This is a genomic window from Mycobacterium sp. (genome assembly GCF_008709575.1).
GTDB lineage: Bacteria > Actinomycetota > Actinomycetes > Mycobacteriales > Mycobacteriaceae > Mycobacterium.
On record NZ_VYIK01000009.1, the window covers coordinates 18,661 to 43,943 of the forward strand.

Genomic DNA, 25,283 nt, shown 5'->3' on the forward strand with positions numbered 1-25,283 from the left:
CGCGAGTCTCCTACACGTCGAAGTACAGGGCGAATTCGTACGGATGCGGCCGGATGTTGACCGGTTCGATCTCGTTCTCGCGCTTGTAGGCAATCCATGTCTCGATCAGGTCGGGTGTGAAAACGCCTCCCTCGGTGAGGTATTCGTGATCTTCCTCGAGGCGGTCGATCACCGCGGCCAGCGAGGTCGGTGCCTGCGGGATGTTGGCGGCCTCCTCCGGCGGCAGCTCGTAGAGGTCTTTGTCTACCGGAGCCGCCGGCTCGATCTTTTTCTTGATCCCGTCGAGACCGGCCATCAGCATCGCCGAGAATGCCAGATACGGGTTGCCTGACGAGTCGGGGCAGCGGAACTCCAGTCGCTTGGCCTTGGGATTGTTGCCGGTGATCGGGATGCGAACGCACGCCGAGCGATTGCGCTGGCTGTACACCAGGTTGATCGGCGCCTCGTATCCGGGCACCAGCCGCTTGTAGGAGTTCACGGTCGGATTGGTGAACGCCAGCAACGACGGCGCGTGGTGCAAGATCCCGCCGATGTAGTGGCGGGCGGTGTCGGACAAGCCGGCGTAGCCGACCTCGTCGTAGAACAGCGGGCCGCCGTCCTTCCACAGCGACTGGTGGCAGTGCATGCCCGAGCCGTTGTCGCCGAACAGCGGCTTGGGCATGAACGTCACGGTCTTGCCGTTCGCCCACGCGGTGTTCTTGACGATGTACTTGAACAGCATCAGGTCGTCGGCGGCGTGCAGCAGCGTGTTGAACTTGTAGTTGATCTCGGCCTGCCCGCCGCTGCCGACCTCGTGGTGGCCCTTTTCCAGGCTGAACCCGGCATTGATCAGGTTGGTCAGCATCTTGTCGCGCAGGTCGACGTACTGGTCGTTGGGTGCCACCGGGAAGTAACCACCCTTCGGACGGACCTTGTATCCCCGGTTGGGGCTGCCGTCGGCCTCGGTGGCCGCCCCGGTGTTCCACCATCCCGAGATCGCGTCGACCTTGTAGAACGAGCTGTTGGTCGTCGAACTGAAGGACACCGAGTCGAAGATGTAGAACTCGGCTTCGGCGCCGAAGTAGGCGGTGTCCGCGATGCCGGTGCTGATCAGGTAGCTCTCCGCTTTGCGGGCGATGTTGCGCGGATCGCGCGAGTAGGCCTCCCGGGTGAAGGGGTCGTGGACGAAAAAGTTCAGGTTGAGCGTCTTGGCCTCGCGGAACGGGTCGATCTGAGCGGTCTGCGGGTCGGGAAGCAGGATCATGTCGGATTCGTGAATCGACTGGAACCCGCGGATCGACGAGCCGTCGAAGGCCAACCCGTCGGTGAACACGCTCTCGTCGAACGCCGAAGCCGGGATGGTGAAATGCTGCATCACTCCGGGCAGATCACAGAACCGGACGTCGACGTACTGGACTTTCGCATCGCTGATCAGCTTGATGATGTCGTCGGCCGTCTTCTCGGACACCGAAGCGCTCTCCTTTGCTGCGGGCATTGGTGCGACTGCGGTCATTGAAGCGCTCTCCTTAACTGGCCGTGACGGCGGCCCTCACCAGACGCTAAGGAGGCGATGTTGCCCGCCAGTCAACCTCATGTTGCGCTGACGTTACGCGAGCTGGTGAGGCGCCATCCACGCCGGGTCGGGTACGACGGGCGCCGGCCGCCGATGGTGGGCCGCCTATTCTGATGCTATGTCCCCCGGCCCCGGATCCTGGCTGTCCGGCGCCGGCCAGTCCGCTCCTGACGGACGATATCCCGGGGCGATGCTGGGCATGCCCGAGCACGGATCGGGGTCTCTGGCCCCGACCGGTCGCCGGCTCGCGGCGCTGCTCGTCGACTGGCTGGTGGCTTACGGGCTGGCCGGATTGGGCCTGACGCTCGGGCTGGTCACGCCGGCGAGGCTATCGACGGCGGTGCTGGTGACCTGGTGGGCCCTCGGCCTGATCGCGGTGTGGTTGTTCGGATTTACCCCGGGTCAGTTTGCGCTCGGACTCCGGGTGGTGTCCACCGGGCCGCGTCCCCGAATCGGTCTGGGCCGGGCCGCGGTGCGCGGGCTCCTGATCGCGCTCGTGGTGCCGGCGTTGTTCACCGACACCGACGGCCGGGGCCTGCAGGACCGCGTGACCGCCACCGCTGTGGTGCGGCGCTGACAGCGCGCTACCGCCGGCGCACGGTGCGGGCGACACCGCGCATCTTGGCGGCGCCGGGCATCGGTCCCTTCGGCAGGGGGGCGGTGCCGGCCCGCGACCCCAGCGCGGCGAGCCGCGACTCCAACGCGTCCAGCTGTTTGGCACTGATGTTGTTCGGCAGCCGGATCAGGTGACGTTCCAGCTTGGCCAGGGGAACCTCCCCGTCGCCGTTGCCGACGACGATGTCGTAGATCGGTACGTCCCCGACCAGTCGGGCGGTGCGTTTCTTCTCCTGGGCCAGCAGCGGCTTGACACGTGCCGGCGAGCCCTCGGCCACCAGGATCACGCCGGGTCGGCCGAGGACCCGGTGCACCGCGTCGAAGTGACCGGTGGCGGCCACCGCCTGGGTGACCCGCCACTTGCCGCGCAGGTTGTCCAATACCCACGCCGCCGCGCCGGTCTGTCCCTCAGCTTTGCGATACACCGACCGCTGCGCACGTCGACCGAAGACGACCGACGCCGCCAGTGCGCCGAGGATCACCCCCAGCGCGATCACGGTGATCATGGTGAACCCGCCGGCCCACAGTCCCAACGCCACCGACACCGCCACGGTCAGCACGAACGCGCCGATCATGTACGGCAGCAGCAGATTGTCTTCTTGGCGCTGAACGTTGAACGCCTGCCACAGCTGGGCGCGGCGCTCTCTGGCGGCGGCTTTGCGGGCCGCTTTCGCCTGAGCCCTGGCGGCCTTGTTTCCCGGGTTCTTGGCGGCGTTGCGGGATCTTGCCATCGCTTCAGGATACTGGCCGGGCGGCCACCGCCTGCTCATAGAGCCGGCCCGCCCGGTAGGAGGAGCGCACCAACGGTCCCGCCAGCACGCCGGCGAAGCCCAGCTGCTCGGCATAGTCGCGGTGCTGCAGGAACTCTTCGGGCTTGACCCAGCGCTGCACCGGGTGGTGGCGCGCCGACGGCCGCAGATACTGGGTGATCGTGACCAGCTCGCAGCCGGCGCCGTACAGGTCGACCAGCGCGGTGCGCACCTCGTCTGGTGTCTCGCCCAGGCCCAGGATCAGATTGCTCTTGGTGACCAGCCCGAAGTCACGGGCCGCGCTCAGCACGCCCAGACTGCGCCGGTAGGAGAACGCGGGCCGGATCCGCCTGAACACACGCGGCACCGTTTCGACGTTGTGCGCCAACACCTCCGGGCCGGACTCGAACACCTGCTCAAGTCTGGCGGGATCGCCGTTGAAGTCGGGGATCAGCAACTCCACACCGGTCGAGGGGTTGAGCCGCTTGATGGCCCGCACGGTTTCGGCGTACAGCCATGCGCCGCCGTCGGGCAGGTCGTCGCGCGCGACCCCGGTGACGGTCGCGTAGCGCAGCCCCATCGCACGCACGCTCTCGGCGACCCGTCGCGGCTCGTCGCGGTCCAGCGTGGCGGGCTTGCCGGTGTCGATTTGGCAGAAGTCGCACCGACGGGAGCACACCTCGCCTCCGATCAAGAAGGTGGCTTCGCGGTCCTCCCAGCATTCGTAGATGTTGGGGCAGCCTGCCTCCTCGCAGACGGTGTGCAGACCCTCACGCCGGACCAGGCTTTTGAGCGCGGTGTATTCCGGGCCCATCCGGACCCGGGTCCGGATCCACGGCGGTTTGCGCTCGATCGGGGTCGCCGCGTTGCGCGCTTCCAGGCGCAGCAGCTTCCTGCCCTCGGGCGCGACGGTCACAGGGGTGATGCTACCCGGGCGAGCCGACCGTCCAGGGCGTCACACACCGTGTCGGCGACCGCCGACCGGACATCATCGACGCCCACCCGCCAACCCAATTCGGCGGTGATCGACGTCACCGCCGCATCGGTGATGCCGCACGGGATGATCCGGTCGAATGCAGCCAGGTCGCAATCACAGTTGAGGGCGAAGCCGTGCAACGTCGTCGCTCGCGAGACCCGAACACCGATAGCGGCGATCTTGCGCGCGGGCCGGTCCTCGCCGGCCGGCAGCCACACCCCCGAACGACCCTGCACCCGGCCGGTGTCAAGGCCCAGACCGTTGCACACGGCGATGAGTGACTCCTCTAGTCGGCGCACGTAATCGACCACGTCGAGCGGCTCGGCCAACCCGACGATCGGATAGCCGACGAGTTGTCCGGGACCGTGCCAGGTGATTTTTCCACCGCGGTCGGTGTCGATGACCGGGGTGCCGGTCGCCGGGCGCTCGTGCGGCAGGGTGCGTCGCCCGGCGGTGTACACCGAGGGGTGTTCCAGCAGCAGCAGCGTGTCGCTGCCGCCGGCTACCCGGGCATCGGCTAATTGGCGTTGCAATTGCCACGCGGCACGGTAGTCCACAGTGCCGAGTTGGCGGACGTCGACCGGCGCCGGGCTCGACCGGATGGAACGCACGGTCGTGAGATTACTAGGACATTCCAGCGCGACGCTCGGCCGGCCGGTGCCACCCCGGGGCTAGCGGGCTGTCGACCGTGACGCCAGCGTGCCGCTCGGGCTCGGCGATGGCGCCGGCGTCACGGTCGACGACGTGGCTGGCCGCGCTAGGCAACCGCGGGCCGGGTGGTGGCGTAGCGCAGCGCCTCGCCAATCGTGTTGTGGTGAAATGGGAAACTCGCCCGTTCCAGTGCGACGGGAATGACACGTTGGCCGGACAGCAGCCCCTCGTCGGCAAACTCGCCCAGCGCAGCACGCAGCGCGAAGCCGGGAACCACCAGCGGGGCGGGCCGGTGCAGCGCTCGGCCCAGCGCCGCGGTGAACTCTGCGTTGGTGACCGGCGCGGGCCCGGTGAGGTTGACCGGCCCGGACAGGTCCGGGTGCGAGACGGCGAACTGCAGCGCCCGCACCGCGTCTTCGAGGCTGATCCACGAGACGTACTGGCGGCCGTTGCCCAGCCGGGCGCCCAAACCCAGTGCGAACAGCGGTCGTAGCCGGCCCAGCGCGCCACCTCCCGGGGACAGCACGATCCCGGTCCGGGCAAGCACCACGCGGGTGCCGGCCCGCTGCGCGGGCACGGTGGCCGCTTCCCAGTCCACACACAACTGAGCCAGGAAACCGGTTCCCGCCGAGTTGGTCTCGTCGACTGCGCGGTCTTTGGTGTTGCCGTAGTAACCGACCGCGCTGGCGTTGACCAGCACCTGAACGCCGGCCTCGGCGACAGCGCCGGCAAGCACTTCGGTGGGCGTGATCCGGCTGTCGCGAAGGCTCTGTTTGAACGCGCCCGACCAGCGTCGCTGGCCGACGTTGACGCCGCACAGGTTGACCACCGCGTCGACGCCGCGCAGTGCGGAGGCGTCGAATTCGCCGCTGACGGGGTCCCAGGGCAGCTCGTTGTCGTTGGCCGGCGCTCGTCGCACGATCCGAAACACGTGGTGGTCGGCGTTTCGCAGCGCAGCGACCAGGGCCGAACCGATCAGTCCTGACGAGCCCGCGATCGCGATGACGGCCACGGCTGCGGCGCCTCCCTACAGTCCCAGCTCGGCCTCGAACGCACCTTCTTCGAGTCGGTTCTTGATCGTCGTCAGGAAACGGCCGGCGTCGGCGCCGTCGATCAGCCGGTGGTCGTAGGTCAGTGGCAGGTAACAGATCGAGCGCACCCCGATCGATTCGTTGCCGAAAGCGTCGACGATGACCCGCGGCCGTTTGACGATCGCACCGGTCCCCAACATCGCGGCCTGTGGCGGGACCAGGATCGGGGTGTCGTGCAGCGCGCCCTGGCTGCCGATATTGGTGATGGTGAAGGTGCCGCCGGACAGCTCGTCGGGTTTGAGGTCGCCGGACCGGGCGCGTGCGGCGATGTCGGCGATCGCGCGCGCCAGCCCGGCCAGCGACAGGTCGCCCGCGTTGTGGATCACCGGCGAGAGCAGTCCCTGCTCGGTGTCGACGGCGATGCCCAGGTGCTCGGCATCGTAGTAGGTGATTTCCTTGGTGTCCTCGTTGTAGCTGGCATTGACGTTGGGGTGGATCTTGAGGGCGTCGATCACGGCGCGGGCGATGAACGGCAGGAAGGTCAGGTTCACTCCCTCGCGTTCGGCGAATGCGCTCTTGGCCCGCGCCCGCAACGTCACGATCCTGGTCATGTCGACCTCGTGGGTCTGAGTCAGCTGGGCAGTGGCCAGCAGCGACTCGCGAGTCTTGCTCGCGGTGAGCTGCCGGATACGACTGGCTTTGCTGGTAGTGCCCCGCAGATGCGCCAGGGCGGGCGCCGGAGCGGCCGCGGCCGGCTTGGCGGCGGCGGCGTCGGCCTGCGGTGCCGGCGCCGGCTGCGGTTTTTCTTTCTGGTCTTTTTCCCGGGCTCTTTGCTCGGCCGCTGCCAGCACATCCTGCTTGCGGATCCGGCCGCCCACCCCGGTCCCGGTCACCTGGGCCAAGTCGATGTTGTTGTCCGCAGCCAACTTTCGCACCAGCGGTGTCACATACGGCGTGCCGGTGGCCGGCTGCGGTTCGGCCCGCGGTGGCTCAGGTGCCGGCTCGGCTTGAGGCGGGGGTGCCGCTTCGGCTTGAGGCGGGGGTGCCGCTTCGGGTTCCGGTTCCGCCGACGGTGTGGTCGACGGCGCGGCTACGGGCCGGGGCGCGGGCTCGGGCACCGGCCCGGCCACGGTGGAGATTCTGGCCAGCTCGGCGCCGACCGCGATGGTGACGTCCTCCTCGGCGGTGATGCTGACCAGGGTGCCTGATACCGGCGACGGAATTTCGGTGTCGACCTTGTCGGTGGAAACCTCCACCAGCGGCTCGTCGGCGTCTACGTGGTCGCCGACCTTCTTCAGCCAGCGGGTGACCGTGCCCTCGGTGACCGACTCGCCGAGTTCAGGCATCAGCACCGGCGTGACCCCCTCCGGCGTCGATGCGGACGTCGGCTCGGGTTCAGGTCGGGTCTGAGGTTCGGGCTGCACCGCGGCCGGCGACTGACCAGCTCCGGCGCTCTCGGCGGCGTCGCCGATGATGGCCAGCTCGCCGCCGACCTCGACGATGTCGTCCTCGTGGGCGATGATCTTGGTCAGCACACCGGCCACCGGTGACGGGATCTCGGTGTCGACCTTGTCGGTGGAGACTTCTACCAGGGGTTCGTCAACCTCGACCGGGTCGCCTTCCTGCTTGAGCCAGCGGGTCACCGTCCCCTCGGTGACGCTCTCGCCGAGTGCCGGCATCTGCACTGAGAAGGCCATCGTTGTCGACTCCTGGATCGATCGGTCGGTTCGCGCCGGGACCTGTGCCATCCCACGGCGTCAGGTCCCCGGCGGACTTATCCCCACCATCCTGTCATTGCCGCCGCGCGGACACACATCCAGGGCTGAGCCGGACTTGACCCGGGAAAGCGCGCCTCTTGACACCCCCGCGAAGCCCGGGCAGTGTCGAAACACCCGTGCTGCCAACTGCTGTGCGCCGACGGTAGTGGCATCAAAATTCGGAGGTTCGCAATGGCACGCCAGCAGCCCCACCGGCTCGTCGACAGCAGCGGCGGGGTCCGCCTCGCTGTCTATGAGGACGGAAACCCCGATGGGCCCACGGTCGTGCTGGTCCACGGCTGGCCGGATTCGCACGTGTTGTGGGACGGTGTGGTGCCGCTGCTTGCCGACCGGTTCCGGATCGTGCGCTACGACAACCGCGGAGTGGGTGGGTCGTCGGCGCCCAGGCCGGTGTCGGCGTACACGATGGCGCGATTCGCCGACGACTTCGACGCCGTCGCGGCGGCGTGCAGCCCCGCCCGGCCGGTGCACGTGCTGGCCCACGACTGGGGATCGGTGGGCGTTTGGGAGTACCTGCGCCGCCCCGGTGCCGCCGACCGGGTCGCATCGTTCACCTCGGTGTCCGGACCGGGCCAGGACCACCTCGCCGATTACATCCTGACCGGTCTGCGCCGCCCCTACCGGCCGCGAACCTTTCTGCGAGCGCTCAGCCAGGCGCTGCGGCTGACGTACATGGCAGCGTTTTCGATACCGGTGCTGGCGCCGCTGGTCGTCCGCGCGGCACTGTCCAGCCCGCACCTCCGGCGTGTCCTGACCAAGGGCATCCCCGCCGAGCGGGTCTATCACTCCCAGTCCTTCGCCAAAGACGCCGCGGCCTCGCTGAAGACGTACCCCGCCAACTATTTTCGATCGTTTGCCGGGCTTTTTTCCGGTTCGGGACGCGGGTTTTACGTCGACGTGCCGGTGCAGCTGATCGTCAACACCGAAGACCCCTACGTGCGCCCGTACGGCTACGACGCCACCGCTCGTTGGGTGCCCCAGCTGTGGCGCCGCGACATCAAGGCCGGACACTGGTCGCCGATGTCGCACCCGCAGGTGCTGGCGACCGCGGTACGCGAGTTCGCCGACCTGGTCGACGGCAACCCGCCGAGCCGGGCGCTGCGGCGAGCGCGGGTGGGCGGCAACCGCGCGTACTTCTCCGACCTGCTGGTGGCGGTCACCGGAGCGGGTAGTGGCATAGGGCGGGCGACCGCGCTGGCGTTCGCGCGCGAGGGCGCCGAATTGGTGGTCGCCGACATCGACGAGGCCGCGGCCAAGGACACCGCGGGGCAGATCGCCGCGATCGGCGCTGTGGCGCACCCGTATCTGCTCGATGTCGCCGACCCCGAGGCCGTCGAGGCGTTCGCCGCGCACGTCTGTGCCGAGCACGGAGTACCCGACATCGTCGTCAACAACGCCGGTATCGGGCAGGCCGGCAAATTCCTGGACACCCCGGCAGAGCAGTTCGACCGGGTGCTCGCCGTCAACTTCGGCGGCGTGGTCAACGGTTGCCGCGCGTTCGCGCCGCGTCTGGTAGAGCGCGGTACCGGCGGGCACATCGTCAACGTGTCGTCGATGGCTGCCTGGGCTCCGCAGCAGGCGATGAACGCCTACTGCACCTCCAAGGCCGCGGTGTACATGTTCTCCGATTGCCTGCGTGCCGAATTGGACGCGGCCGGCGTCGGGCTGACCACAATCTGCCCCGGCATCATCGACACCAACATCGTGCACACCACCCGGTTCGACGTGCCGGCGCATCAAGTCGAGCAGATCGACGATCGGCGGGACCGGCTAGAGAAGCTTTTCGCGCTACGGCACTACGGCCCGGACAAGGTAGCCAACGCCATCGTGTCGGCGGTCAAGAAGAACAAGGCGATCCGGCCGGTGGCACCCGAGGCCTACCTGATCTACGGCGTGTCGCGGCTGGCGCCGCAAGCTCTGCGCAGCATGGCCCGCGGGCGGGTGGTGTAGCGGGCCCTTCATACGAGAATCGAGCGTGCGTGTCGCCGGATGACACGCCGGGTTGATCCTGGGTAATGCGCACGCTGGTCAATCGCGGACCCGACCGTTCGCGGTGGTCGCCATGTGGCGCGCTGTGCGCCGAGTCCGCCGCCACGTTGATGGCAGCGATCACGGCGCCGACCATTTCCCGCCGTGATGACCGATGCAGGCCCGTCGTTGTGGCTGAGTTCAGCTACAGCAGCGCTTTTTCGCGAATCCCGATCGCTGGCTCGTCCGCATCGGTCACGTCCTCGGCGGTGACCGGGCCGGCCACCACGGAGGCGGCGCGGGTAGTCGGTCTGGGCGCCAGGCCGGGCTCCGGGGTGCGCAACAGCATGGCGCGCGCCTCCAGGACATGGCCGATGAAAAAGTCGTACAGTAGCAGGCCGACGACACCGCCGATCAGCGGCGCGGCAACAGAGATCCACCAGTACTGTCTGGCCGGGCCGTAGTCACCGGAAAAAGCCAGCCGCCCCCAGCCCGACAGGTAGGCGAAAAACCGCGGTCCGAGGTCACGGGCGGGGTTGAGCGCAGCGCCCGCATTTGTCCCGTAGGCGCACCCGATCACCGCGACGACGAAGCCGATCACCATCGGAGCCATGTTGCCGGCGGGCGCCTGGTTGCGGTGGTCGATCAACGCCGCGATCAGCCCGACCAGGATCGCGGTGCCGACGATCTGATCGACGAACGGCCCCACGTTGCTGCCGTGAAAGTACGGGGCGGGAAAAGTCGCGAAGATCGAATAGGTGTCCAACGAATCTGGTCGCGCGAGGTGAAAGATTTCGTTGAAGTTGTCGATAGCAGAGCAATAGACGGCATACACCACCGCCGCGCCACAAAATGACCCGACGAGCTGGACCGCCCATAAGGGAGGACGTATTTCCACTCGAACTTGCGTCGTATCGCGAAAGCCAGTGTGACTGCCGGGTTTAGGTGCGCCCCGCTGATTCCGCCAGCTACGTAGGCGCCGAACATGACGGCAAAGGCCCACCCGAAGACAATGATGAGCCAGTTTGCCGGGCCGAACGGCATGAGGCCCAGGTTTTGCCTGCCCGAACCCGGCAGGCCCACGACGGCGAGGGCGACAGTGCCGTCTCCGAGCAGGATCAACACGAACGTGCCGAAGAACTCGGCGAGCATCGCACCGGCAAGTCCGGCGCGCAGCCGGGTGAACGGAATGGTCCTCGTCAGCGTGCGCTCTCTTATCGTCGCCAATCTCTTTCTCCTCATGTCTCATCTAGGCAGCAGCCGACACTTTGGCGTTCATCGCCTTGACCGGCGTAGCCCGGCCGCCCAGCCGCTAAACCTCTGCGGACAAACTTCATTGCCGCCCGGTTGGCTGCCGGCGGCACCCGTGGGGCTGACCATGAGTTCGGCCGAGGGCGTCGATGTGCAGGCGCAACGGCCCGCGGGTCAGTCGGCAATCGGGCAGCCGGACCGAAATTTGGGTAGGAACCTGGCCCGGGCCATAAACCGCGGCTGGCCTCTCACGCCGTCGAGACTCGCCTGACAACTGCCGCGGCCGGGTCCGGGGTAGGTGGACTACCCGTTTTCGGCGATGTCCTCCAGCACCGCGAACATCGTGCGGGTCGGCACGCCGGTGCCGCCCTTGGGCGTGTAGCCCCACGGGCTGCCGGTGTTGTACGCCGGCCCCGCGACGTCGATGTGGGCCCAGGCGACACCGTCGGCCACGAATTCTCGCAGGAATACCCCGGCCACCAGCATGCCGGCGAAACGCTGACCGCTCACATTGGCCAGGTCGGCGACGGTGGATTTCAGGTCCTCTTCGAGGTCGTCGGGCAGCGGCATCGGCCAGCCGTTCTCGCCGACGGCCTGCGAGATCGCAGCCACCCGGTCGCGGAACTCCTCGCTGCCCATCACGCCGGGGGTGCGGGTGCCCAGCGCGACGGTCTGCGCACCGGTCAGCGTCGAGGTCTCGATGAGATAGTCCGGCTTGTCTTCGCAGGCCCGAACGATGGCGTCGGCGAGGATCAGCCGACCTTCGGCGTCGGTGTTGAGCACCTCGACGGTGGTGCCCCCGTACTGGGTCAGCACGTCGCCGGGACGCTGCGCGGTGCCCGACGGCATGTTCTCGGCCATCGGCACGGTGGCGATCACATCGATGGGCAGGGCTCGTTGGGCGGCCAGCATGACAGTCGCGATCACCGCCGCGGCACCACCCATGTCCGCGGTCATGTAGTGCATCGACGCTGCCGGCTTGATCGAAATGCCGCCGGTGTCAAACGTCACGCCCTTGCCGACCAGGGCAACCTTGCGGGCTCGCTTGGGTTTTTTGGCCAGCCTCGACCCGTGGTGAGTAAGCCGCACCAAACGCGGCGGTCGAGCGGAGCCCTTGCCGACTCCGATCACCCCGCCGTAACCGGCCTTCTGCAGGGCTTTGTCGTCAAGCACCTCGACCTCCAGCCCGACCGATTCGCCCAAAAGCTTTGCCTGACGAGCGAATTCGGCAGGGAACAAATGACTCGGCGGGGTGTTGACCAAGTCGCGAGCAGTGGCCACCGCGGTCGCGACCGCCGTGGCATGCTCAGCCTGCGCTGTGGCGTTCCCGGCGGTGGACAGCGCGGTGATCTTGCGCAGACCGCGGTCCTTCGGTGCTGTTTTGTCGCTGCGAAAGGCGGTGAACCGATAGCTGCCCAGGATCAGCCCTTCGACGGTGGCGGGCAGGTCCAGCTCGCTGAGCGTGGTGACGATAGCTTCAGCGGCCTCGGCGCCGTTGAGTGCCCGGGCCGCCACGCCGGCGGCACGGCGGATCACCTCGGCGGGCCAGTCGTCGCGGGGTTTACCCAGCCCGATCGTCAGCACGCTGGCTACCGGCAACGAGCCCACCACCAACCGGTGAACCTGCTCGCCGGCTCCGGTGGCGCCCAGCGCCGCCAAGCCGGCCTCGATCTCAGCGACCGCTTCCCTGGCGAGGAACGGCTCGGCTGCGACGACGGCCGCTCTCGGCCGATCGTCGCCGTCGGCGCACACCACCGGCACCACGAGCACCGCCGAGGCAGCGCGGCGGCGTGGCAGTGCGGAGGCGACGGCGACAGCGGGGCAGCGATAGTGGGTGCTCACGGGCCTTAACACTAATCACCGCCTGCCCGCATGCTGGCCGGCAGTCGGCCGTGGCGCTACCCCTCCGGCCCAGGCAGCGGTGAGCTTGTGATGCGGCCGTGACTAAAGTGACATGCCGTGACTGAATTGCAGCACGGTCCGCTGGAAGACCGCCACCGCACCTTGGGCGCGACCTTCGCCGAGTTCAGCGGTTGGCTGATGCCGCTCTCCTATGCCGGCACCGTCTCCGAGCACATCGCGACCCGCACGGCCGTCGGACTCTTCGACGTCAGCCATCTGGGCAAGGCGTCGGTGCGCGGGCCAGGCGCTGCGGCGTTCGTCAACTCCACGCTCACCAACGACCTCAACCGCATCGGGCCCGGCAAGGCGCAATACACGTTGTGCTGCAACGAGTCCGGCGGAGTAATCGATGACTTGATCGCCTATTACATCGGCGACGACGAGATCTTCCTGGTGCCCAACGCCGCCAACACGGCTGCGGTGGTCGCCGCACTGGCCCAGGTCGCCCCGCCGGCGGTGATCGTCACCAACGAGCACCGCTCGTATGCGGTGCTGGCAGTGCAGGGTCCCCGGTCCGCCCGGGTGCTCGACGACCTGGGATTACCCACCGACATGGACTACATGAGCTACGTCGACGCGGTGTGGCGACCGCAAGCGCGGCGAAGCCGGGCGCAGCGGGGCGCCGCCATGAACCCAGTCGCGGGCACGCCGGTGCGGGTGTGCCGCAGCGGCTACACCGGCGAACACGGTTACGAGCTCATGCCCCCGTGGGATGATGCCGGTGAACTCTTCGACGCGCTGCTCTCGGCGGTGACCCGGGCCGGCGGGCAGCCCGCGGGTCTGGGCGCCCGCGACACGCTGCGCACCGAGATGGGTTATCCGCTGCACGGCCACGAGCTGTCAGCCGACATTTCGCCGCTTCAGGCCGGCTGCGGCTGGGCGATCGGGTGGAAGAAGGACGCGTTTTTCGGGCGCGACGCGCTGCTGGCCGAAAAGGCGGCAGGGCCGCGGCGGATGGTGCGCGGGTTGCGCGCAGTCGAGCGCGGGGTGCTGCGGCCGGAGTCGACGGTGCGCGACGGGGAGCGCACAGTCGGGGTCACCACCTCGGGAACGTTCTCTCCGACACTAAAAGTCGGCATCGCGCTGGCGTTGATCGACTCCGACGCAGGTATCGAGGACGGCCGGCGTGTCACTGTCGACGTCCGGAGCCGCACGATCGCGTGCGAGGTTGTGCGACCGCCGTTCGTCGAACCGAAAACCCGCTAGCTTTCGCCTATACAATTGCACGATGACCAGCGGCCTCCTCGAGTTCACGGTGTCGCCGACGGCAACCCCGACAAGCGAAGCGATTCGCGAATCGATCCTGGCCGACCCCGGTTTCGGCCGGTACCACACCGATCACATGGTGTCGATCGATTACACCGAGGGCCGGGGTTGGCATGACGCGCGGGTCATCGGCTACGGGCCGATCGAGCTGGATCCGTCGGCTATTGTGCTGCACTACGCCCAGGAAGTGTTCGAAGGACTCAAGGCCTATCGCTGGGCTGACGGGTCGATCGTGTCGTTCCGCCCGGACGCGAACGCCGCCCGGATGCGGTCGTCGGCGCGTCGGCTCGCCATTCCCGAACTGCCCGACGAGCTGTTCTTGGAATCGTTGCGGCAGCTTATCGCCGTCGACAGCGCCTGGGTGCCGCCCGCCGGCGGCGAGGAATCGTTGTACTTGCGGCCGTTCGTGATCGCCACCGAACCCGGGCTGGGCGTGCGGCCGGCCAAACAATACCGGTATCTGGTGCTGGCCTCCCCGGCCGGCGGGTATTTCCGGCACGGTCTGACGCCGGTCAGCGTCTGGGTGTCGACGCAGTACGTGCGGGCCAGCCCGGGCGGCACCGGCGCGGCCAAGTTCGGCGGCAACTACGCCGCGTCGCTGGTTGCCCAGGCGCAAGCCGCCGACAACGGTTGCGAGCAAGTGGTTTGGCTGGACGCGGTGGAGCGCCGCTACATCGAAGAGATGGGCGGGATGAATATCTTCTTCGTGTTCGGCAGTGGTGGATCGGCGAAGCTGGTCACCCCTGAACTGTCTGGCTCGCTGCTGCCCGGGATCACCCGAGATTCCCTGCTGCAGTTGGCAACCGATGCTGGCTTTGTGATCGAGGAACGCAAGATCGACATCGACGAGTGGCAGAAGAAGACAGCGGCCGGCGAGATCACCGAAGTGTTCGCCTGCGGCACCGCGGCGGTCATCACGCCGGTCGCCCACGTGAAATACGGCGAGAGTGAATTCACCATAGCCGACGGGCAACCCGGCGAAGTGACGATGGCACTGCGTGACACGCTGACGGGAATCCAGCGCGGCACCTTTGCCGACACCCACGGCTGGATGTACCGCTTGGGTTAGAGGCCGGCGAGCAGCACCGCGGTCAGCGTCGTCGTCAGCTCGATCGCGGCCCCCAGCACGTCACCGGTGATACCGCCGAACCGGCGTACGCAGTGCCAGACCAGCACCGCGGCGCAGCTCAGCGCCACCAGCACCGCCGCCGGTCCCTGCCAGGCGCCCGCCGTCGTCGACGCCGCGGCGAGCACCGCGATCCAGACCGCCACCACCGGCACCGGTTGGGTACCGGCGACGCGTGCGCCCAGCGTGCTGCCCTCCGCCGCCGGCACTGATCGGCGGCAGGCCAACACTGCTGCGACCCGGCCGGCACTCACCGCCACGACGATCCCCGCCACGTCGAGATCGGCAAATGCCAGCCCCTGCAGGATGATTGTCAACACGATCGCGGCCACGCCGAACGGCCCGGTCGAGCCGTCGCGCATCACCCGCAACGCGCGCTGCGGCGGCCCGTAGCAACCCAGCCCGTCGGCGGTGTCGGCGATGCCGTCGAGGTGCAGGCCCCGGGTAGCGGCCAGCAGCGCGGTCACCGCGAGCAGACCGGACAGCGGATTGCCCGGCCCGAGGGAGAGCGCGCTGCCCCAGACCACCGCAGCGGTCAGCCCGCCCAGCGCCGCGCCGACGACCGGGAGCGCGGTCACCGTCCCCGCGCTCAGCGGCCGTTTCGCAATCCCGGGCAGCGGGAGTATGGTCCCGAACCCGAAAGCCGTTGCCAGTGAGCCGATCACGAAGAGGACCGGCCGGCGACTTGTGCTTCGCCGAAGGTGGCCATGGCGGACAGGGCCGTGACCGCCGCCCGCAGCAACGGTACCGCGGCCACCGCGCCGGTTCCTTCGCCCAGGCGCATCCGCAAGTCCAGAATCGGGTCGAGCCGCAACTGGGCCAGCGCCAGGTCGTGTGCCGGCTCGGGTGAGCGGTGTCCGGCTTGCCACCACAGCCGGGCGCCCGGTGCCAGGCGGTCGGCGACCAACGCCGCCGCCGTGACAGCCAGCCCGTCCAGCAGCAGCGGGGTGCGCCGTACCGCGGCTTGTGCGCAGAAACCGGCCAGGGCGGCCAGATCCGCACCGCCGCAACACCGCAGCAGCCCGACCGGGTCGGGGAGCACCGATCGAGCCCGAAACAGTGCGTCACGCACCGCTGCGGTTTTGCGCATCCAGCCCGCGTCATCGATTCCGGATCCGTAGCCAACCACCGCAACCGGCTCGGCGTCGGTCAGCGCTGCCACCAGAACCGCAGCCGCCGTGCTATTCCCGATGCCCATATCGCCGCCGACGAGCAGATCCGCGCCGGCATCGACCTCCTCGTCGGCGATCTGCACACCGGCGCGAATCGCCGCCTCGGTTTCGGAATCGGTCAACGCATCCTCGACCGCGATGTTGCCGCTGCCGCGCCGCACCTTATGTGCGCTGACCCGATGCGATGCCGGCTCGGCGGCTACGGCCAGGTCAGCGACCCGCACCGTCGCGCCGGCGACATCGGCCAAGGCGTTGATCGCCGCACCACCGGCCTGGATATTGGCGACCATCTGGGCGGTGACTTCAGGCGGATACGCCGACACCCCGGCGGCGGCGACGCCGTGGTCACCGGCGAAAACCACCACTCGGACCTGGTCGAAGTCTCTGGGCGGACAACGACCCTGGCACGACGCCACCCACACGGAGAGGTCCTCCAGGCGGCCCAGCGCGCCGGTCGGCTTGGTCAACGTGTCCTGGCGGGCTCGGGCCGCCGCGGCGGCGTTCGCGTCGGGCGGCGACACCGGCGTGAACGTCATCGCGTCCCCGCGGGCTTGATCGGCACCGGCTGCCCGGCCAGCACCAGCACCACCCGGTCGCACAGAGCGGCGAGGCGCTGGTTGAGCATGCCCAGCTCATCGGCGAACCGGCGGGCCGACGCGGTCGCCGGCACCACGGTCAACCCGACCTCGGGGCTGATCAGCACCAACCGCGACTCGAACGAGGCCACCGCGGCGAGCAGGCCCTCGACCTCGACCGACACCGACCCCCCCACCCAGGCCCGCCGGTGGTCCAACGTCGCGGTCAGCCAGCCGCCGACATCGTCGACGAGTGTCGGCGTGGTCGGCGCCCGGCGCAATTCTGTGGCCAGATCGCAGGTTTCAATCGTGGACCAGTGCCCGGGCCGACGCGCGCGGTGCTCGGCTATCCGCGCCGACCAGGCTGCATCCGCCGGGACAACCGGGCCGGCTGCCAGGTACCGCACCGGCTGATCGGGTGCCAACGATTCGGTGATCGCGGCCTCCGCCCAGCCGGACTTACCCGACCTGATCCCGCCCAGCACCAGCGTCCGCACGGTGGCTCAGCGGAGGTCAATGGACACGGCTACCGCGCTGGACCTGGGGCCGAGGCGCCCGCATCCGACGCATCTGCGACGCCCGGCTGGCAGCATAGAATCCTAGTTTCCAACGGCTCTCGGTGTTGTTCGGGAATTTCTCGTCGACCAGCCTGGTGACTTTGCGGCCCAAGACGATCCCGTCGAGCACCATCAGCAGCATCAATACCGTCATCGCGGGTGAGACGTAGGGCGCAAGCTGCGGAACGCCGAACATGACGAACATCAGCGCCAGCGCCGCCGGCAGGAAAAGACCGAGCACATTGCGGCGGGAATCGACCACGTCGCGCACGTAGCGGCGCACCGGGCCCTGGTCGCGCGGAAGCAGGTAAGCCTCTTCGCCGGCCATCATGCGCTCCCGGCGTTCAGCCATCGCGGCCCGCCGCGCCGCACTCTGCGCGCGCCGTTCCTCGCGGCTGAGCTTGGGTCCGGCCATGGTTTTGCGCCGAGCGCGGGCCTCGGCGGCGGTCATCGGGGCCGGGGCGACCGGTCCGCGGCGCCGGTCGCCCCGTTTGGGTGTGGGCCGGCCCTTGGGGGCGGTGGTGCGACGCGGGCGGACGGTGCTCGAGGTGGCGACGTCTTCGCGCGTACCACCTGCCCCGGCGCCGCGGATATCGCCGGGGTCATCTCCGCGGACATCTCCCTGGACGACGCCGTCGTTCTTCTTGCGGCCCAGCAGCTTCACGGTTGCCAGGTTACTTCGCGACGGGATTTGTCCGCTAAACGGTCCGGTGATGCCCGGCGACGTGCCTAGGCTTCAGGGGATGAACGGTGCCCCGGCGGCAGGCCCGGGCCATGAGTCGGGCCTGCGTGTCCTCATCGCGCCCGACTGCTACGGCGAGACCCTGACCGCGATGCAGGCCGCGGCCGCCATCGCCACGGGCTGGAACCGGCAACGGCCCGCCGACAAGTTCACGATCGCGCCGCAGTCCGACGGCGGCCCCGGATTTGTCGCGGTGCTGGCCGAACGGTTGGGGGAGCGGCGCCGGCTTCGGGTGTCGGGGCCGCTGGACGACGAGGTGGACGCCGAGTGGGTGTTCGATGCCGCATCGGCGACCGCCTATCTGGGATCTGCGCAGGCCTGCGGCTTGGCCGCGCTGGGCGGGCCGCCGACACCACAGACCGCGCTGGCCGCCCACAGCCGGGGAGTCGGTCAGCTCCTCTGCGCGGCGCTGCAGGCGGGCGCGGCGCGCATCGTGGTGGGGCTGGGTGGCAGCGCCAGCACCGACGGCGGCCGGGGACTGGTCGACGAACTCGGCGGCCTGCAGACCGCCCGGCAACGGCTAGCCGGGATCGACGTGGTCGCTGCTTGCGACGTCGAATACCCGCTGCTGGGGCCGTGGGGTGCCGCTCGGATCTTCGGGCCGCAGAAGGGCGCCGACCCGGCTACCGTTGCAATGCTGGAGCAGCGTCTCAGCCGGTGGGCCGTCGAGCTGGACCAAGCGGCCGGGCGGGCGGTCAGTGCCGAGCCGGGTGCCGGTGCGGCGGGCGGAATCGGCGCGGCGCTGCTCGCGCTGGGGGGACGATACCGGCCCGGCGCGGCGATCATCGCCGAGCACACCGGTCTGGCCGACGACATCGCCGCTGCCGATCTCATCGTCGCCGGCGAGGGCAAATTCGATGCACAGTCTTTGCACGGCAAGGTGGTGGGAGCGCTGGCCCGGGCCGCACGGGAGCACCACGTCCCCGTGCTGGTCCTGGCCGGTCAGGTGGATCTCGACGACGCCGCGCTGCGCTCTGCGGGCATCACGGCGGCGTACGCGATCGCCGACTACGCCGGTTCGGTGCGCCTGGCGGTGGCCGATGCCGTCAACCAGCTCATGGGCCTGGCGTCGTATGTGGCCGCGCAACTGGGGAATGGCGACGCGGGAATACCGCGATGGCGAGGTACCCTTGACTCACCATGAGAAGGGATTCGGCCGGTGTTCGGCGCCGAGCAGATCGGACCCGGCAACGATTGGGCACGATTTGGGTAGATTTGGCGACGTAGGCACAGTTAGGGAGAAGCAATGACCGTTTCGGGCGAGTCAACCGCCGCGACCCATGGCGTGATCTTGACCGAGGCCGCGGCAGCTAAGGCGAAGGCGCTGCTGGAGCAGGAGGGACGTGACGATCTGGCGTTGCGTATCGCGGTCCAGCCCGGCGGGTGTGCGGGCCTGCGCTACAACCTTTTTTTCGATGACCGCAGGCTCGACGGCGACCTGACCGCGGAGTTCGGTGGCGTGACGTTGACCGTCGACCGGATGAGTGCGCCCTATGTGCAAGGCGCCTCGATCGACTTCGTCGACACGATCGAGAAGCAGGGCTTCACGATCGACAACCCGAACGCCACCGGGTCGTGCGCCTGCGGCGACTCCTTCAACTAATACGAGCCCGCTGTCCGCAGTACGTATGAGCACACCAGCACCTGGTTGTGCTGGGCCAGCAGCTGGGCCATTCCCTGCAGGTGCTCGCGCGCCTGGCCACCGCCGGCGGGGGCAACCCGCATCGTGAACAGCACCTGGGCCTGGTACCGCGACCAGTAGACGATCTTGTCGATCGCGGTCACCTGGGCATCGGAAAACTGCTTACGAAACGCGTCGCTGCTGAGCCTGGCCAGCGCCAGGTCGGGTCGCCGGTCCTGGACGGCGTCGTAGATGCCGCACAGCGTGTTGCGGGCGATGGTGTCGGTGTCGCGGTGCTCCAGCGCGTTGAGGTAGCCCTGGATCGCCGTCTTGGCCGTGGCGTCGGAAATCACCTCGGTGGACTGGTTTTGCCGCAGGCCGTAGATGATCGCGGCCGCCAACCCGCTGATCAATGTGAACGCCACCGCCGCGCCGGCCACCAGCCGCCGGCGAGCGGGGTAGGCCACCGGCGGCGGAAGCAAGCCCGGGTAGGCGGCCGACGGCGGTGCCGCCGCGCCGGCGCCGTCGGCCCGGGAGCGACCATAGTCGGCCCGGCCGGAATCGGGCGTACCACGCGGCGGGCTGCCCGCACCGAAACCGTGGTTGCGCGGATGCGGACCCGGCATCGTTGGTTCTCCTCGGTTGTAGGGCCGGAGCTGATCAGCGGTGACGCCCAAGCGCGGCTGGTGCGGGCGGCTCGCTCTAGGCAGGCTAGCGCACTGGTGGCTGCCGGCCGCGGCCATGACGGGACCACGACCGCTAAGGGTGGATCGGCCACTCACCACGAGGACCGGCCACCCGGCAAAACGCCCGGCACCTGCTGCTGTGCGGGTTGGAGCAGGCCCGCGGTGACTGGCTGCTCCTGGCCGTCCGCGGCAGTCTGCGCAAACTCCGCGACCGACATCGGCACCACCGGACCGGCCGGCCCGCAGTGAGCTGACTGTCGAGCCACTTGCCTGCCATGGGGCCTCGAGTGTACGTCCGGGGCGCCGAGTGTGCGTTCCGGGCGGCGGGGCGCTTGAATTCAGGCGGTCCCCGTCACCTTCAGCGCACAGTGAAACCGAGGACCCACGCTCCTAGTACTCTTCCGTAGATGGGCTTATCAAGCGAAGGAGTGGATTTTTCGTGACGATCGTGGTGACCGGTTCGATTGCGACTGACCATTTGATGCGGTTTCCGGGCCGGTTCTCCGAACAACTGCTCCCCGATCACCTGCACAAGGTTTCGCTGAGCTTTTTGGTCGACGACCTGGTGATCCACCGCGGCGGCGTGGCCGGCAACATGGCCTTCGCCATCGGCGTGCTCGGCGGTGACGTCGCCCTGGTCGGTGCGGCCGGCGAGGATTTCAGCGACTATCGCAACTGGTTGCAAGCCCACGGCGTCAACTGCGACAACGTGTTGATTTCGACGACGGCGCATACCGCACGGTTCGTGTGCACCACCGACCGGGAGATGGCCCAGATCGCGTCGTTCTACCCGGGCGCCATGTCACAGGCACGCGACATTTCCCTTGCCGCGGTGCTTGAGCGCATCGGCAAGCCCGAGCTGGTGGTCATCGGAGCCAATGACCCGGCGGCGATGTTTTTACACACCGAGGAGTGCCGCAGGCTGGGCCTGGCCTTCGCGGCCGATCCCTCTCAGCAGCTGGCCCGGCTGTCCGGCGAAGAGATCCGCAAACTCATCGACGGCGCCGCCTACCTGTTTACCAACGACTACGAATGGGACCTGTTGCTGTCCAAGACCGGCTGGACCGAGGCCGACGTGATGGCGCAGGTCGGGCTACGGGTGACCACTTTGGGTCCCAAGGGTGTCGATCTGGTCGACCCGGACGGCACCGTCGTCCACGTCGATGTGGTGCCCGAAACCGGCCAGGTCGACCCCACCGGTGTCGGCGACGCATTTCGGGCCGGATTCCTGACCGGCCGCAGCGCGGGTCTGGGGCTGGAGCGTTCCGCGCAGCTGGGATCGCTGGTTGCGGTGCTGGTGCTGGAGTCGACCGGTACGCAGGAGTGGGCGTGGGACCGCGATACAGCGGTGGGCCGACTGGCCGGCGCCTACGGCCCGGAAGCTGCGCAGGAGATCGCCGGCGCACTGGGGCGAGCAAACCCCGGGTCACCCGATCTTTAGAGCTGTACCGGATAGCGCGGTTCACGGATCTGCGGCACCACGGTGTGCTCGACGAAGATCGCATGCCACAGCATGAAAATCAGCAGCGTCCACAGTCGGCGACTGTGCTCGGCTGCGCCGCATCGATGCTCGTCGAGCATCCTGCGCACCACGGCGATATCGACGAATTCGCCCGCCTGCGACGAGTCCGTCATCGCATAGGCCCAGTCGAGCAGTTCCCCGGCGCGCAGCCAGTGCCGGATCGGCACCGGGAAACCGAGTTTGGGCCGATTGAGCACGTGCGGCGGCACGATCGGCTCCAGCGCGCGCCGCAGCGCATATTTAGTCGTGCGCCGGGTGACCTTGGCGCCGGACGGCAACCGGGAAGCGACCGCGAAGACCTCGGTATCCAGAAACGGCACGCGCAACTCCAGTGAGTTGGCCATCGTCATCTTGTCGGCTTTGACCAGGATGTCGCCACGCAACCAGGTGAACAGGTCGATGTGCTGCATGCGGGCTACCGGGTCCCAGCCCGCCGATTGCGCGTACAGCGGCGCGGTCACGTCGGTGTGGGTCCATTGCGGCCGGAACCGGCGCAGCACTTGGCGCAGTTGCGCATCGGAAAAGCTGCGGGCATTGCCGTAGTAGCGCTCCTCCAGCGGCTGCGATCCGCGGTGTAGCAGACTCTTGCCCCGCATGCCCTCGGGCAGCGGCTTGGACATCTTGTCCATCGAACGCCGCAGCGGCCCGGGCAGATACTCGAACGGCTTCAGCGACAGCGGTTCCCGGTAAATAGTGTAGCCACCGAACAATTCGTCGGCGCCCTCGCCGGAGAGCACCACTTTGACGTGCTTACGTGCCTCGCGGGCGACGAAGAACAGCGGCACCAGTGCCGGGTCGGCAACCGGCTCGTCGAGGTACCACACGATCTCCGGCAGCGCGGCGACGAACTCGTCGGGTGTGACCACCTTGGTGACGTGCCGTGCCCCGATCGCCTCGGCGGAGGCCGAGGCGACGTCGATCTCCGAGAAGCCCTCCCGCTCGAAGCCGGTGGTGAACGTGATCAGCCTCGGGTTGTGCCGGATCGCCAGCGCCGCAATTGCGGTGGAGTCGATGCCGCCCGACAAAAAAGCGCCGACCGTCACGTCGGCACGCATGTGTTTGGCCACCGAGTCCTCCAAGACCGCGGTGATCTCGTCGTAGCGGGCCTGCTCGCTGCCGCGGGAGATCGGCTGGGCGTTGAACCGAGGCACGAAGTAACGAGTGATCCGCGGGTTCGGGCTGGTCGGAGAAATCCTGGCGTAGCAACCCGATTCCAGCCGACGCACCCCGCGGTGCAGGGTCTCGGGTTCGGGCACGTACTGCAGCACCGTGTAATGCTGCACGGCCCGGTCGTCGATGCCGGTGTCGAACCCCACCAGATCGGCCAGCTCCAACAGGCATTTCTCCTCACTGGCCACCGCGCAGCCGCCGGCCCCGGCCGCCACGAACAGCGGTTTTATGCCGAACGGGTCACGAGCGCAGAACAATTCGCTGGTGACGGTGTCCCACAGCGCGAACGCGAACATCCCGCGCAGCCGCGGCAACGCCTCGACGCCCCAGTGATGGTAGGCGGCAACGATGGCTTCACCGTCGCCGTCGGTGGCGAAGGTCGCGCCGTGGCGCGCGGCAAGTTCGGCGCGCAGCTCCAAATAGTTATAGATCTCGCCATTGAACACCAGCAGGTACCGATCGGGGCTTTCCGGCGGTCCCCAGCGCAGTGGCTGATGCGAGTGCGCGATGTCGATGACCGACAGCCGGTTGAAGCCGAGCACTACGGTCCCGTCGGCCCATGTCCCGGGTTCGTCGGGCCCGCGGTGACGCATCAGGTGCGAGGCCCGGCTCACCGCATCCGCGGCCGCCACCGCGTCGGGCGCCGCGGCGCTGGCCGCGGCGGCCACGAAGACCAGCAGTCCACACATCAGCGTCCGAGTATGCCGCACCGCGGGCAGGCCCGCGCAGCTGCGCCGGCCCCATGGTCTACGCTGCGTAGTAATCGATAATTGCGTCGGCCGACAGCTCCTGGCAGGCCAGGGTCAGGTCGGCAGAGCTTGTGGTTCAGGAGGCGCCACCGTGAGACCTCGCGGGCCCGGTCGTTCGCAGAGCCTGGCTGCCAATCGTCGGTGGCGCGGGCCAGTACTGGCCGGGGTGCTCGCCGTGCTGGCGACCACCTTGAGCGGTTGCAGCTGGCAGGAAGTGCTGGGCTTCGGCTGGCCGTACGGCATCACGCCGGAAGCCGAAACCAACCGGCAGCTGTGGCTCGGTGCGGTGATCGCCTCGCTGGTGGTCGGCGGGATTGTGTGGGGCCTCATTTTCTGGGCGTCAGCATTTCACCGTAAGAAGGCCGGCGACACCGAACTGCCCCGTCAGTTCGGCTACAACATGCCGTTGGAACTGGTGCTCACCGTCACACCGTTCGTGATCGTCTCGGTGCTGTTCTATTTCACTGTCGTGGTTCAGGAGAAAATGCTGCACCTCGCGAAGAACCCCGAGGTCGTCATCGACGTCACGGCATTCCAGTGGAACTGGAAGTTCGGCTACCGCAAGGTCGACTTCGCAGACGGCACCTTGACCTACGACGGAGCCGACCCGGCACGCAAGAAGGCAATGGCCTTCGCGCCGCCGGAGGACTACGGCCCCCAGCTCGCCGGGCCGCCGCGGGGACTCAACGCGAAAGGCAAGAGCTACCTCAACTACGACAAGGTCGAGACGCTGGGCACCAGCACCGAGATCCCGGTGCTGGTGCTGCCTGCCGGCAAGCGCATCGAATTCGTGCTGGCCTCTGCCGACGTGGTGCATTCGTTTTGGGTGCCGGAGTTCTTGTTCAAGCGCGACGTCATGCCTGACCCGGAGGCCAACCACTCGGTCAACCGCTTCCAGCTCAGCGAAATCACCAAGACCGGGGCGTTCGTGGGCCGTTGCGCCGAGATGTGCGGCACTTACCACTCGATGATGAACTTCGAGGTCCGGGTGGTGACGCCCAATGACTTCAAGGCTTACCTGCAACAGCGGATCGCCGGCAAGGACAACGCCCAGGCGCTGCAGGCGATCAACCAGTCTCCCGTGGCGGTGACCACCCACCCGTTCGAAACCCGCCGCGGTCAGCAGTCGCCTCAGGCCAGTAAGTAGGGGAACCTCATGCGTATCGAAGCCAGGCTGTTTGAATTCGTCGCGGGGTTTTTCATCCTCGTCGCGGTGATCTACAGCATTACGACGTCGCTGTTCTCCACTGGCGGGGCGGAGTGGGCCGGCGCGACCGCGCTGGCGTTGACCGGTTGCATGGCGCTGATCATCGCCACGTTCTTCCGCTTCGTGGCCCGCCGGCTCGATACCCGTCCCGAAGACTACGAGGGCGCCGAGATCAGCGACGGTGCGGGAGAATTAGGTTTTTTCAGCCCGCACAGCTGGTGGCCGGTCCTGGTGGCCTTGTCCGCTTCGGTAGCCGCAGTGGGGGTCGGCTTGTGGCTGCCGTGGCTGATTGTCGCCGGGGTGGTGTTTGTCCTCGGCTCGGCCGCCGGACTGGTCTTCGAGTACTACGTCGGCCCGGAGAAACACTGACTGTGCCGTTTCGGCGGTCACCAGGACACAACCAAGGCATGATCGGTG

The 25,283-nt window shown here is 68.1% G+C and carries 22 protein-coding genes and 1 pseudogene; 9 read left to right on the plus strand and 14 right to left on the minus strand.

What is annotated here, in order from left to right:
- Positions 1-10 precede the first annotated feature (10 nt).
- Positions 11-1,447, minus strand: coding sequence for a type I glutamate--ammonia ligase (gene glnA, locus F6Q13_RS03305; protein ID WP_293052185.1), 1,437 nt, complete (start codon positions 1,445-1,447; stop codon positions 11-13).
- 223 nt (positions 1,448-1,670) lie between these two features.
- Between glnA and F6Q13_RS03310 the strand changes: the two genes are divergently transcribed.
- Positions 1,671-2,129 (plus strand): RDD family protein, encoded by a 459-nt coding sequence (locus F6Q13_RS03310; protein ID WP_293052188.1) that lies wholly within the window; start codon positions 1,671-1,673, stop codon positions 2,127-2,129.
- A 7-nt stretch (positions 2,130-2,136) separates the two neighbouring features.
- On the opposite strand, the gene F6Q13_RS03315 is transcribed toward F6Q13_RS03310, so the two are convergent.
- From F6Q13_RS03315 to sucB, 5 genes are all read right to left on the minus strand, one after another.
- A complete protein-coding gene (locus F6Q13_RS03315) occupies positions 2,137-2,898 on the minus strand; it encodes a DUF4191 domain-containing protein (protein WP_293052191.1) in 762 nt (253 codons plus the stop codon).
- Between the two features lie 4 nt (positions 2,899-2,902).
- The gene (gene lipA, locus F6Q13_RS03320) at positions 2,903-3,832 is read right to left on the minus strand and encodes a lipoyl synthase (protein ID WP_293052194.1); all 930 of its coding nucleotides are present in this window, start codon (positions 3,830-3,832) and stop codon (positions 2,903-2,905) included.
- Positions 3,829-4,503 (minus strand): lipoyl(octanoyl) transferase LipB, encoded by a 675-nt coding sequence (gene lipB, locus F6Q13_RS03325; protein WP_293052197.1) that lies wholly within the window; start codon positions 4,501-4,503, stop codon positions 3,829-3,831. Before lipB ends, lipA begins: the two co-directional genes overlap by 4 nt.
- 146 nt (positions 4,504-4,649) lie before the next feature.
- Positions 4,650-5,555 (minus strand): TIGR01777 family oxidoreductase, encoded by a 906-nt coding sequence (locus tag F6Q13_RS03330; RefSeq protein ID WP_293052200.1) that lies wholly within the window; start codon positions 5,553-5,555, stop codon positions 4,650-4,652.
- Between the two features lie 15 nt (positions 5,556-5,570).
- Positions 5,571-7,271: a 2-oxoglutarate dehydrogenase, E2 component, dihydrolipoamide succinyltransferase gene (sucB, locus tag F6Q13_RS03335; RefSeq protein ID WP_293052203.1), complete on the minus strand. Its 1,701-nt coding sequence runs from the start codon at positions 7,269-7,271 to the stop codon at positions 5,571-5,573.
- Between the two features lie 252 nt (positions 7,272-7,523).
- On the opposite strand from sucB, the gene F6Q13_RS03340 reads away from it, so the two are divergent.
- Positions 7,524-9,302 (plus strand): SDR family oxidoreductase, encoded by a 1,779-nt coding sequence (locus F6Q13_RS03340; protein WP_293052206.1) that lies wholly within the window; start codon positions 7,524-7,526, stop codon positions 9,300-9,302.
- Positions 9,303-9,525: 223 nt separating this feature from the next.
- Here F6Q13_RS03340 and F6Q13_RS20255 read toward each other — a convergent pair.
- Both F6Q13_RS20255 and F6Q13_RS03350 read right to left on the minus strand, forming a co-directional pair.
- Positions 9,526-10,562 (minus strand): annotated as a pseudogene (locus tag F6Q13_RS20255) (MIP/aquaporin family protein).
- A 312-nt stretch (positions 10,563-10,874) separates the two neighbouring features.
- Entirely contained in the window at positions 10,875-12,413 is a 1,539-nt protein-coding gene (locus F6Q13_RS03350) for a leucyl aminopeptidase (protein WP_293052211.1), read from the minus strand.
- Between the two features lie 117 nt (positions 12,414-12,530).
- Between F6Q13_RS03350 and gcvT the strand changes: the two genes are divergently transcribed.
- Positions 12,531-13,679 (plus strand): glycine cleavage system aminomethyltransferase GcvT, encoded by a 1,149-nt coding sequence (gcvT, locus tag F6Q13_RS03355; protein WP_293052214.1) that lies wholly within the window; start codon positions 12,531-12,533, stop codon positions 13,677-13,679.
- A gap of 22 nt (positions 13,680-13,701) precedes the next feature.
- On the plus strand, positions 13,702-14,808 hold the full coding sequence (locus F6Q13_RS03360) for a branched-chain amino acid aminotransferase (protein WP_293052216.1): 1,107 nt from the start codon (positions 13,702-13,704) through the stop codon (positions 14,806-14,808).
- Here the strand turns inward: F6Q13_RS03360 and F6Q13_RS03365 are convergent.
- The 4 genes from F6Q13_RS03365 to F6Q13_RS03380 are packed head-to-tail and all read right to left on the minus strand — an operon-like array spanning position 14,805 to position 17,761.
- Complete coding sequence (locus tag F6Q13_RS03365; protein ID WP_293052218.1) at positions 14,805-15,530, minus strand: adenosylcobinamide-GDP ribazoletransferase; 726 nt, start codon at positions 15,528-15,530, stop codon at positions 14,805-14,807. The two genes, F6Q13_RS03360 and F6Q13_RS03365, sit on opposite strands and share 4 nt — an antisense overlap.
- Positions 15,527-16,573 (minus strand): nicotinate-nucleotide--dimethylbenzimidazole phosphoribosyltransferase, encoded by a 1,047-nt coding sequence (cobT, locus tag F6Q13_RS03370; RefSeq protein WP_293052220.1) that lies wholly within the window; start codon positions 16,571-16,573, stop codon positions 15,527-15,529. The genes F6Q13_RS03365 and cobT overlap by 4 nt, the downstream gene beginning before the upstream one ends.
- Positions 16,570-17,109, minus strand: coding sequence for a bifunctional adenosylcobinamide kinase/adenosylcobinamide-phosphate guanylyltransferase (locus tag F6Q13_RS03375; protein WP_293052222.1), 540 nt, complete (start codon positions 17,107-17,109; stop codon positions 16,570-16,572). Before F6Q13_RS03375 ends, cobT begins: the two co-directional genes overlap by 4 nt.
- Positions 17,110-17,125: 16 nt before the next feature.
- Complete coding sequence (locus F6Q13_RS03380; protein WP_293052308.1) at positions 17,126-17,761, minus strand: DUF3043 domain-containing protein; 636 nt, start codon at positions 17,759-17,761, stop codon at positions 17,126-17,128.
- A 151-nt stretch (positions 17,762-17,912) separates the two neighbouring features.
- On the opposite strand from F6Q13_RS03380, the gene F6Q13_RS03385 reads away from it, so the two are divergent.
- Together F6Q13_RS03385 and F6Q13_RS03390 are read left to right on the plus strand one after the other, a co-directional pair.
- Entirely contained in the window at positions 17,913-19,055 is a 1,143-nt protein-coding gene (locus tag F6Q13_RS03385) for a glycerate kinase (RefSeq protein ID WP_293052224.1), read from the plus strand.
- 102 nt (positions 19,056-19,157) lie between these two features.
- Positions 19,158-19,514, plus strand: coding sequence for an iron-sulfur cluster assembly accessory protein (locus tag F6Q13_RS03390; protein ID WP_293052227.1), 357 nt, complete (start codon positions 19,158-19,160; stop codon positions 19,512-19,514).
- Here the strand turns inward: F6Q13_RS03390 and F6Q13_RS03395 are convergent.
- The gene (locus F6Q13_RS03395; protein ID WP_293052230.1) at positions 19,511-20,158 is read right to left on the minus strand and encodes a hypothetical protein; all 648 of its coding nucleotides are present in this window, start codon (positions 20,156-20,158) and stop codon (positions 19,511-19,513) included. The genes F6Q13_RS03390 and F6Q13_RS03395 overlap by 4 nt on opposite strands.
- Before the next feature lie 499 nt (positions 20,159-20,657).
- Here F6Q13_RS03395 and F6Q13_RS03400 point away from each other — a divergent pair, with 499 nt between their 5' ends.
- Positions 20,658-21,659 (plus strand): carbohydrate kinase family protein, encoded by a 1,002-nt coding sequence (locus tag F6Q13_RS03400; RefSeq protein WP_293052232.1) that lies wholly within the window; start codon positions 20,658-20,660, stop codon positions 21,657-21,659.
- Here the strand turns inward: F6Q13_RS03400 and asnB are convergent.
- Positions 21,656-23,599: an asparagine synthase (glutamine-hydrolyzing) gene (asnB, locus tag F6Q13_RS03405; protein WP_293052234.1), complete on the minus strand. Its 1,944-nt coding sequence runs from the start codon at positions 23,597-23,599 to the stop codon at positions 21,656-21,658. The genes F6Q13_RS03400 and asnB overlap by 4 nt on opposite strands.
- 184 nt (positions 23,600-23,783) lie before the next feature.
- Between asnB and F6Q13_RS03410 the strand changes: the two genes are divergently transcribed.
- Positions 23,784-24,806: a cytochrome c oxidase subunit II gene (locus F6Q13_RS03410; protein ID WP_293052311.1), complete on the plus strand. Its 1,023-nt coding sequence runs from the start codon at positions 23,784-23,786 to the stop codon at positions 24,804-24,806.
- 9 nt (positions 24,807-24,815) lie between these two features.
- A complete protein-coding gene (locus F6Q13_RS03415; RefSeq protein WP_293052236.1) occupies positions 24,816-25,235 on the plus strand; it encodes a cytochrome c oxidase subunit 4 in 420 nt (139 codons plus the stop codon).
- The last annotated feature ends 48 nt before the right edge of the window (positions 25,236-25,283 follow it).

Coding starts and splice junctions, on each gene's coding strand:
- F6Q13_RS03310 (WP_293052188.1), top strand. CDS start 1,671: ATGTCCCCCGGCCCCGGATCCTGGCTGTCCGGCGCCGGCCAGTCCGCT.
- F6Q13_RS03315 (WP_293052191.1), bottom strand. CDS start 2,898: ATGGCAAGATCCCGCAACGCCGCCAAGAACCCGGGAAACAAGGCCGCC.
- sucB (WP_293052203.1), bottom strand. CDS start 7,271: ATGGCCTTCTCAGTGCAGATGCCGGCACTCGGCGAGAGCGTCACCGAG.
- F6Q13_RS03340 (WP_293052206.1), top strand. CDS start 7,524: ATGGCACGCCAGCAGCCCCACCGGCTCGTCGACAGCAGCGGCGGGGTC.
- F6Q13_RS03360 (WP_293052216.1), top strand. CDS start 13,702: ATGACCAGCGGCCTCCTCGAGTTCACGGTGTCGCCGACGGCAACCCCG.
- cobT (WP_293052220.1), bottom strand. CDS start 16,573: ATGACGTTCACGCCGGTGTCGCCGCCCGACGCGAACGCCGCCGCGGCG.
- F6Q13_RS03385 (WP_293052224.1), top strand. CDS start 17,913: ATGAACGGTGCCCCGGCGGCAGGCCCGGGCCATGAGTCGGGCCTGCGT.
- F6Q13_RS03390 (WP_293052227.1), top strand. CDS start 19,158: ATGACCGTTTCGGGCGAGTCAACCGCCGCGACCCATGGCGTGATCTTG.
- F6Q13_RS03395 (WP_293052230.1), bottom strand. CDS start 20,158: ATGCCGGGTCCGCATCCGCGCAACCACGGTTTCGGTGCGGGCAGCCCG.
- asnB (WP_293052234.1), bottom strand. CDS start 23,599: ATGTGTGGACTGCTGGTCTTCGTGGCCGCCGCGGCCAGCGCCGCGGCG.
- F6Q13_RS03415 (WP_293052236.1), top strand. CDS start 24,816: ATGCGTATCGAAGCCAGGCTGTTTGAATTCGTCGCGGGGTTTTTCATC.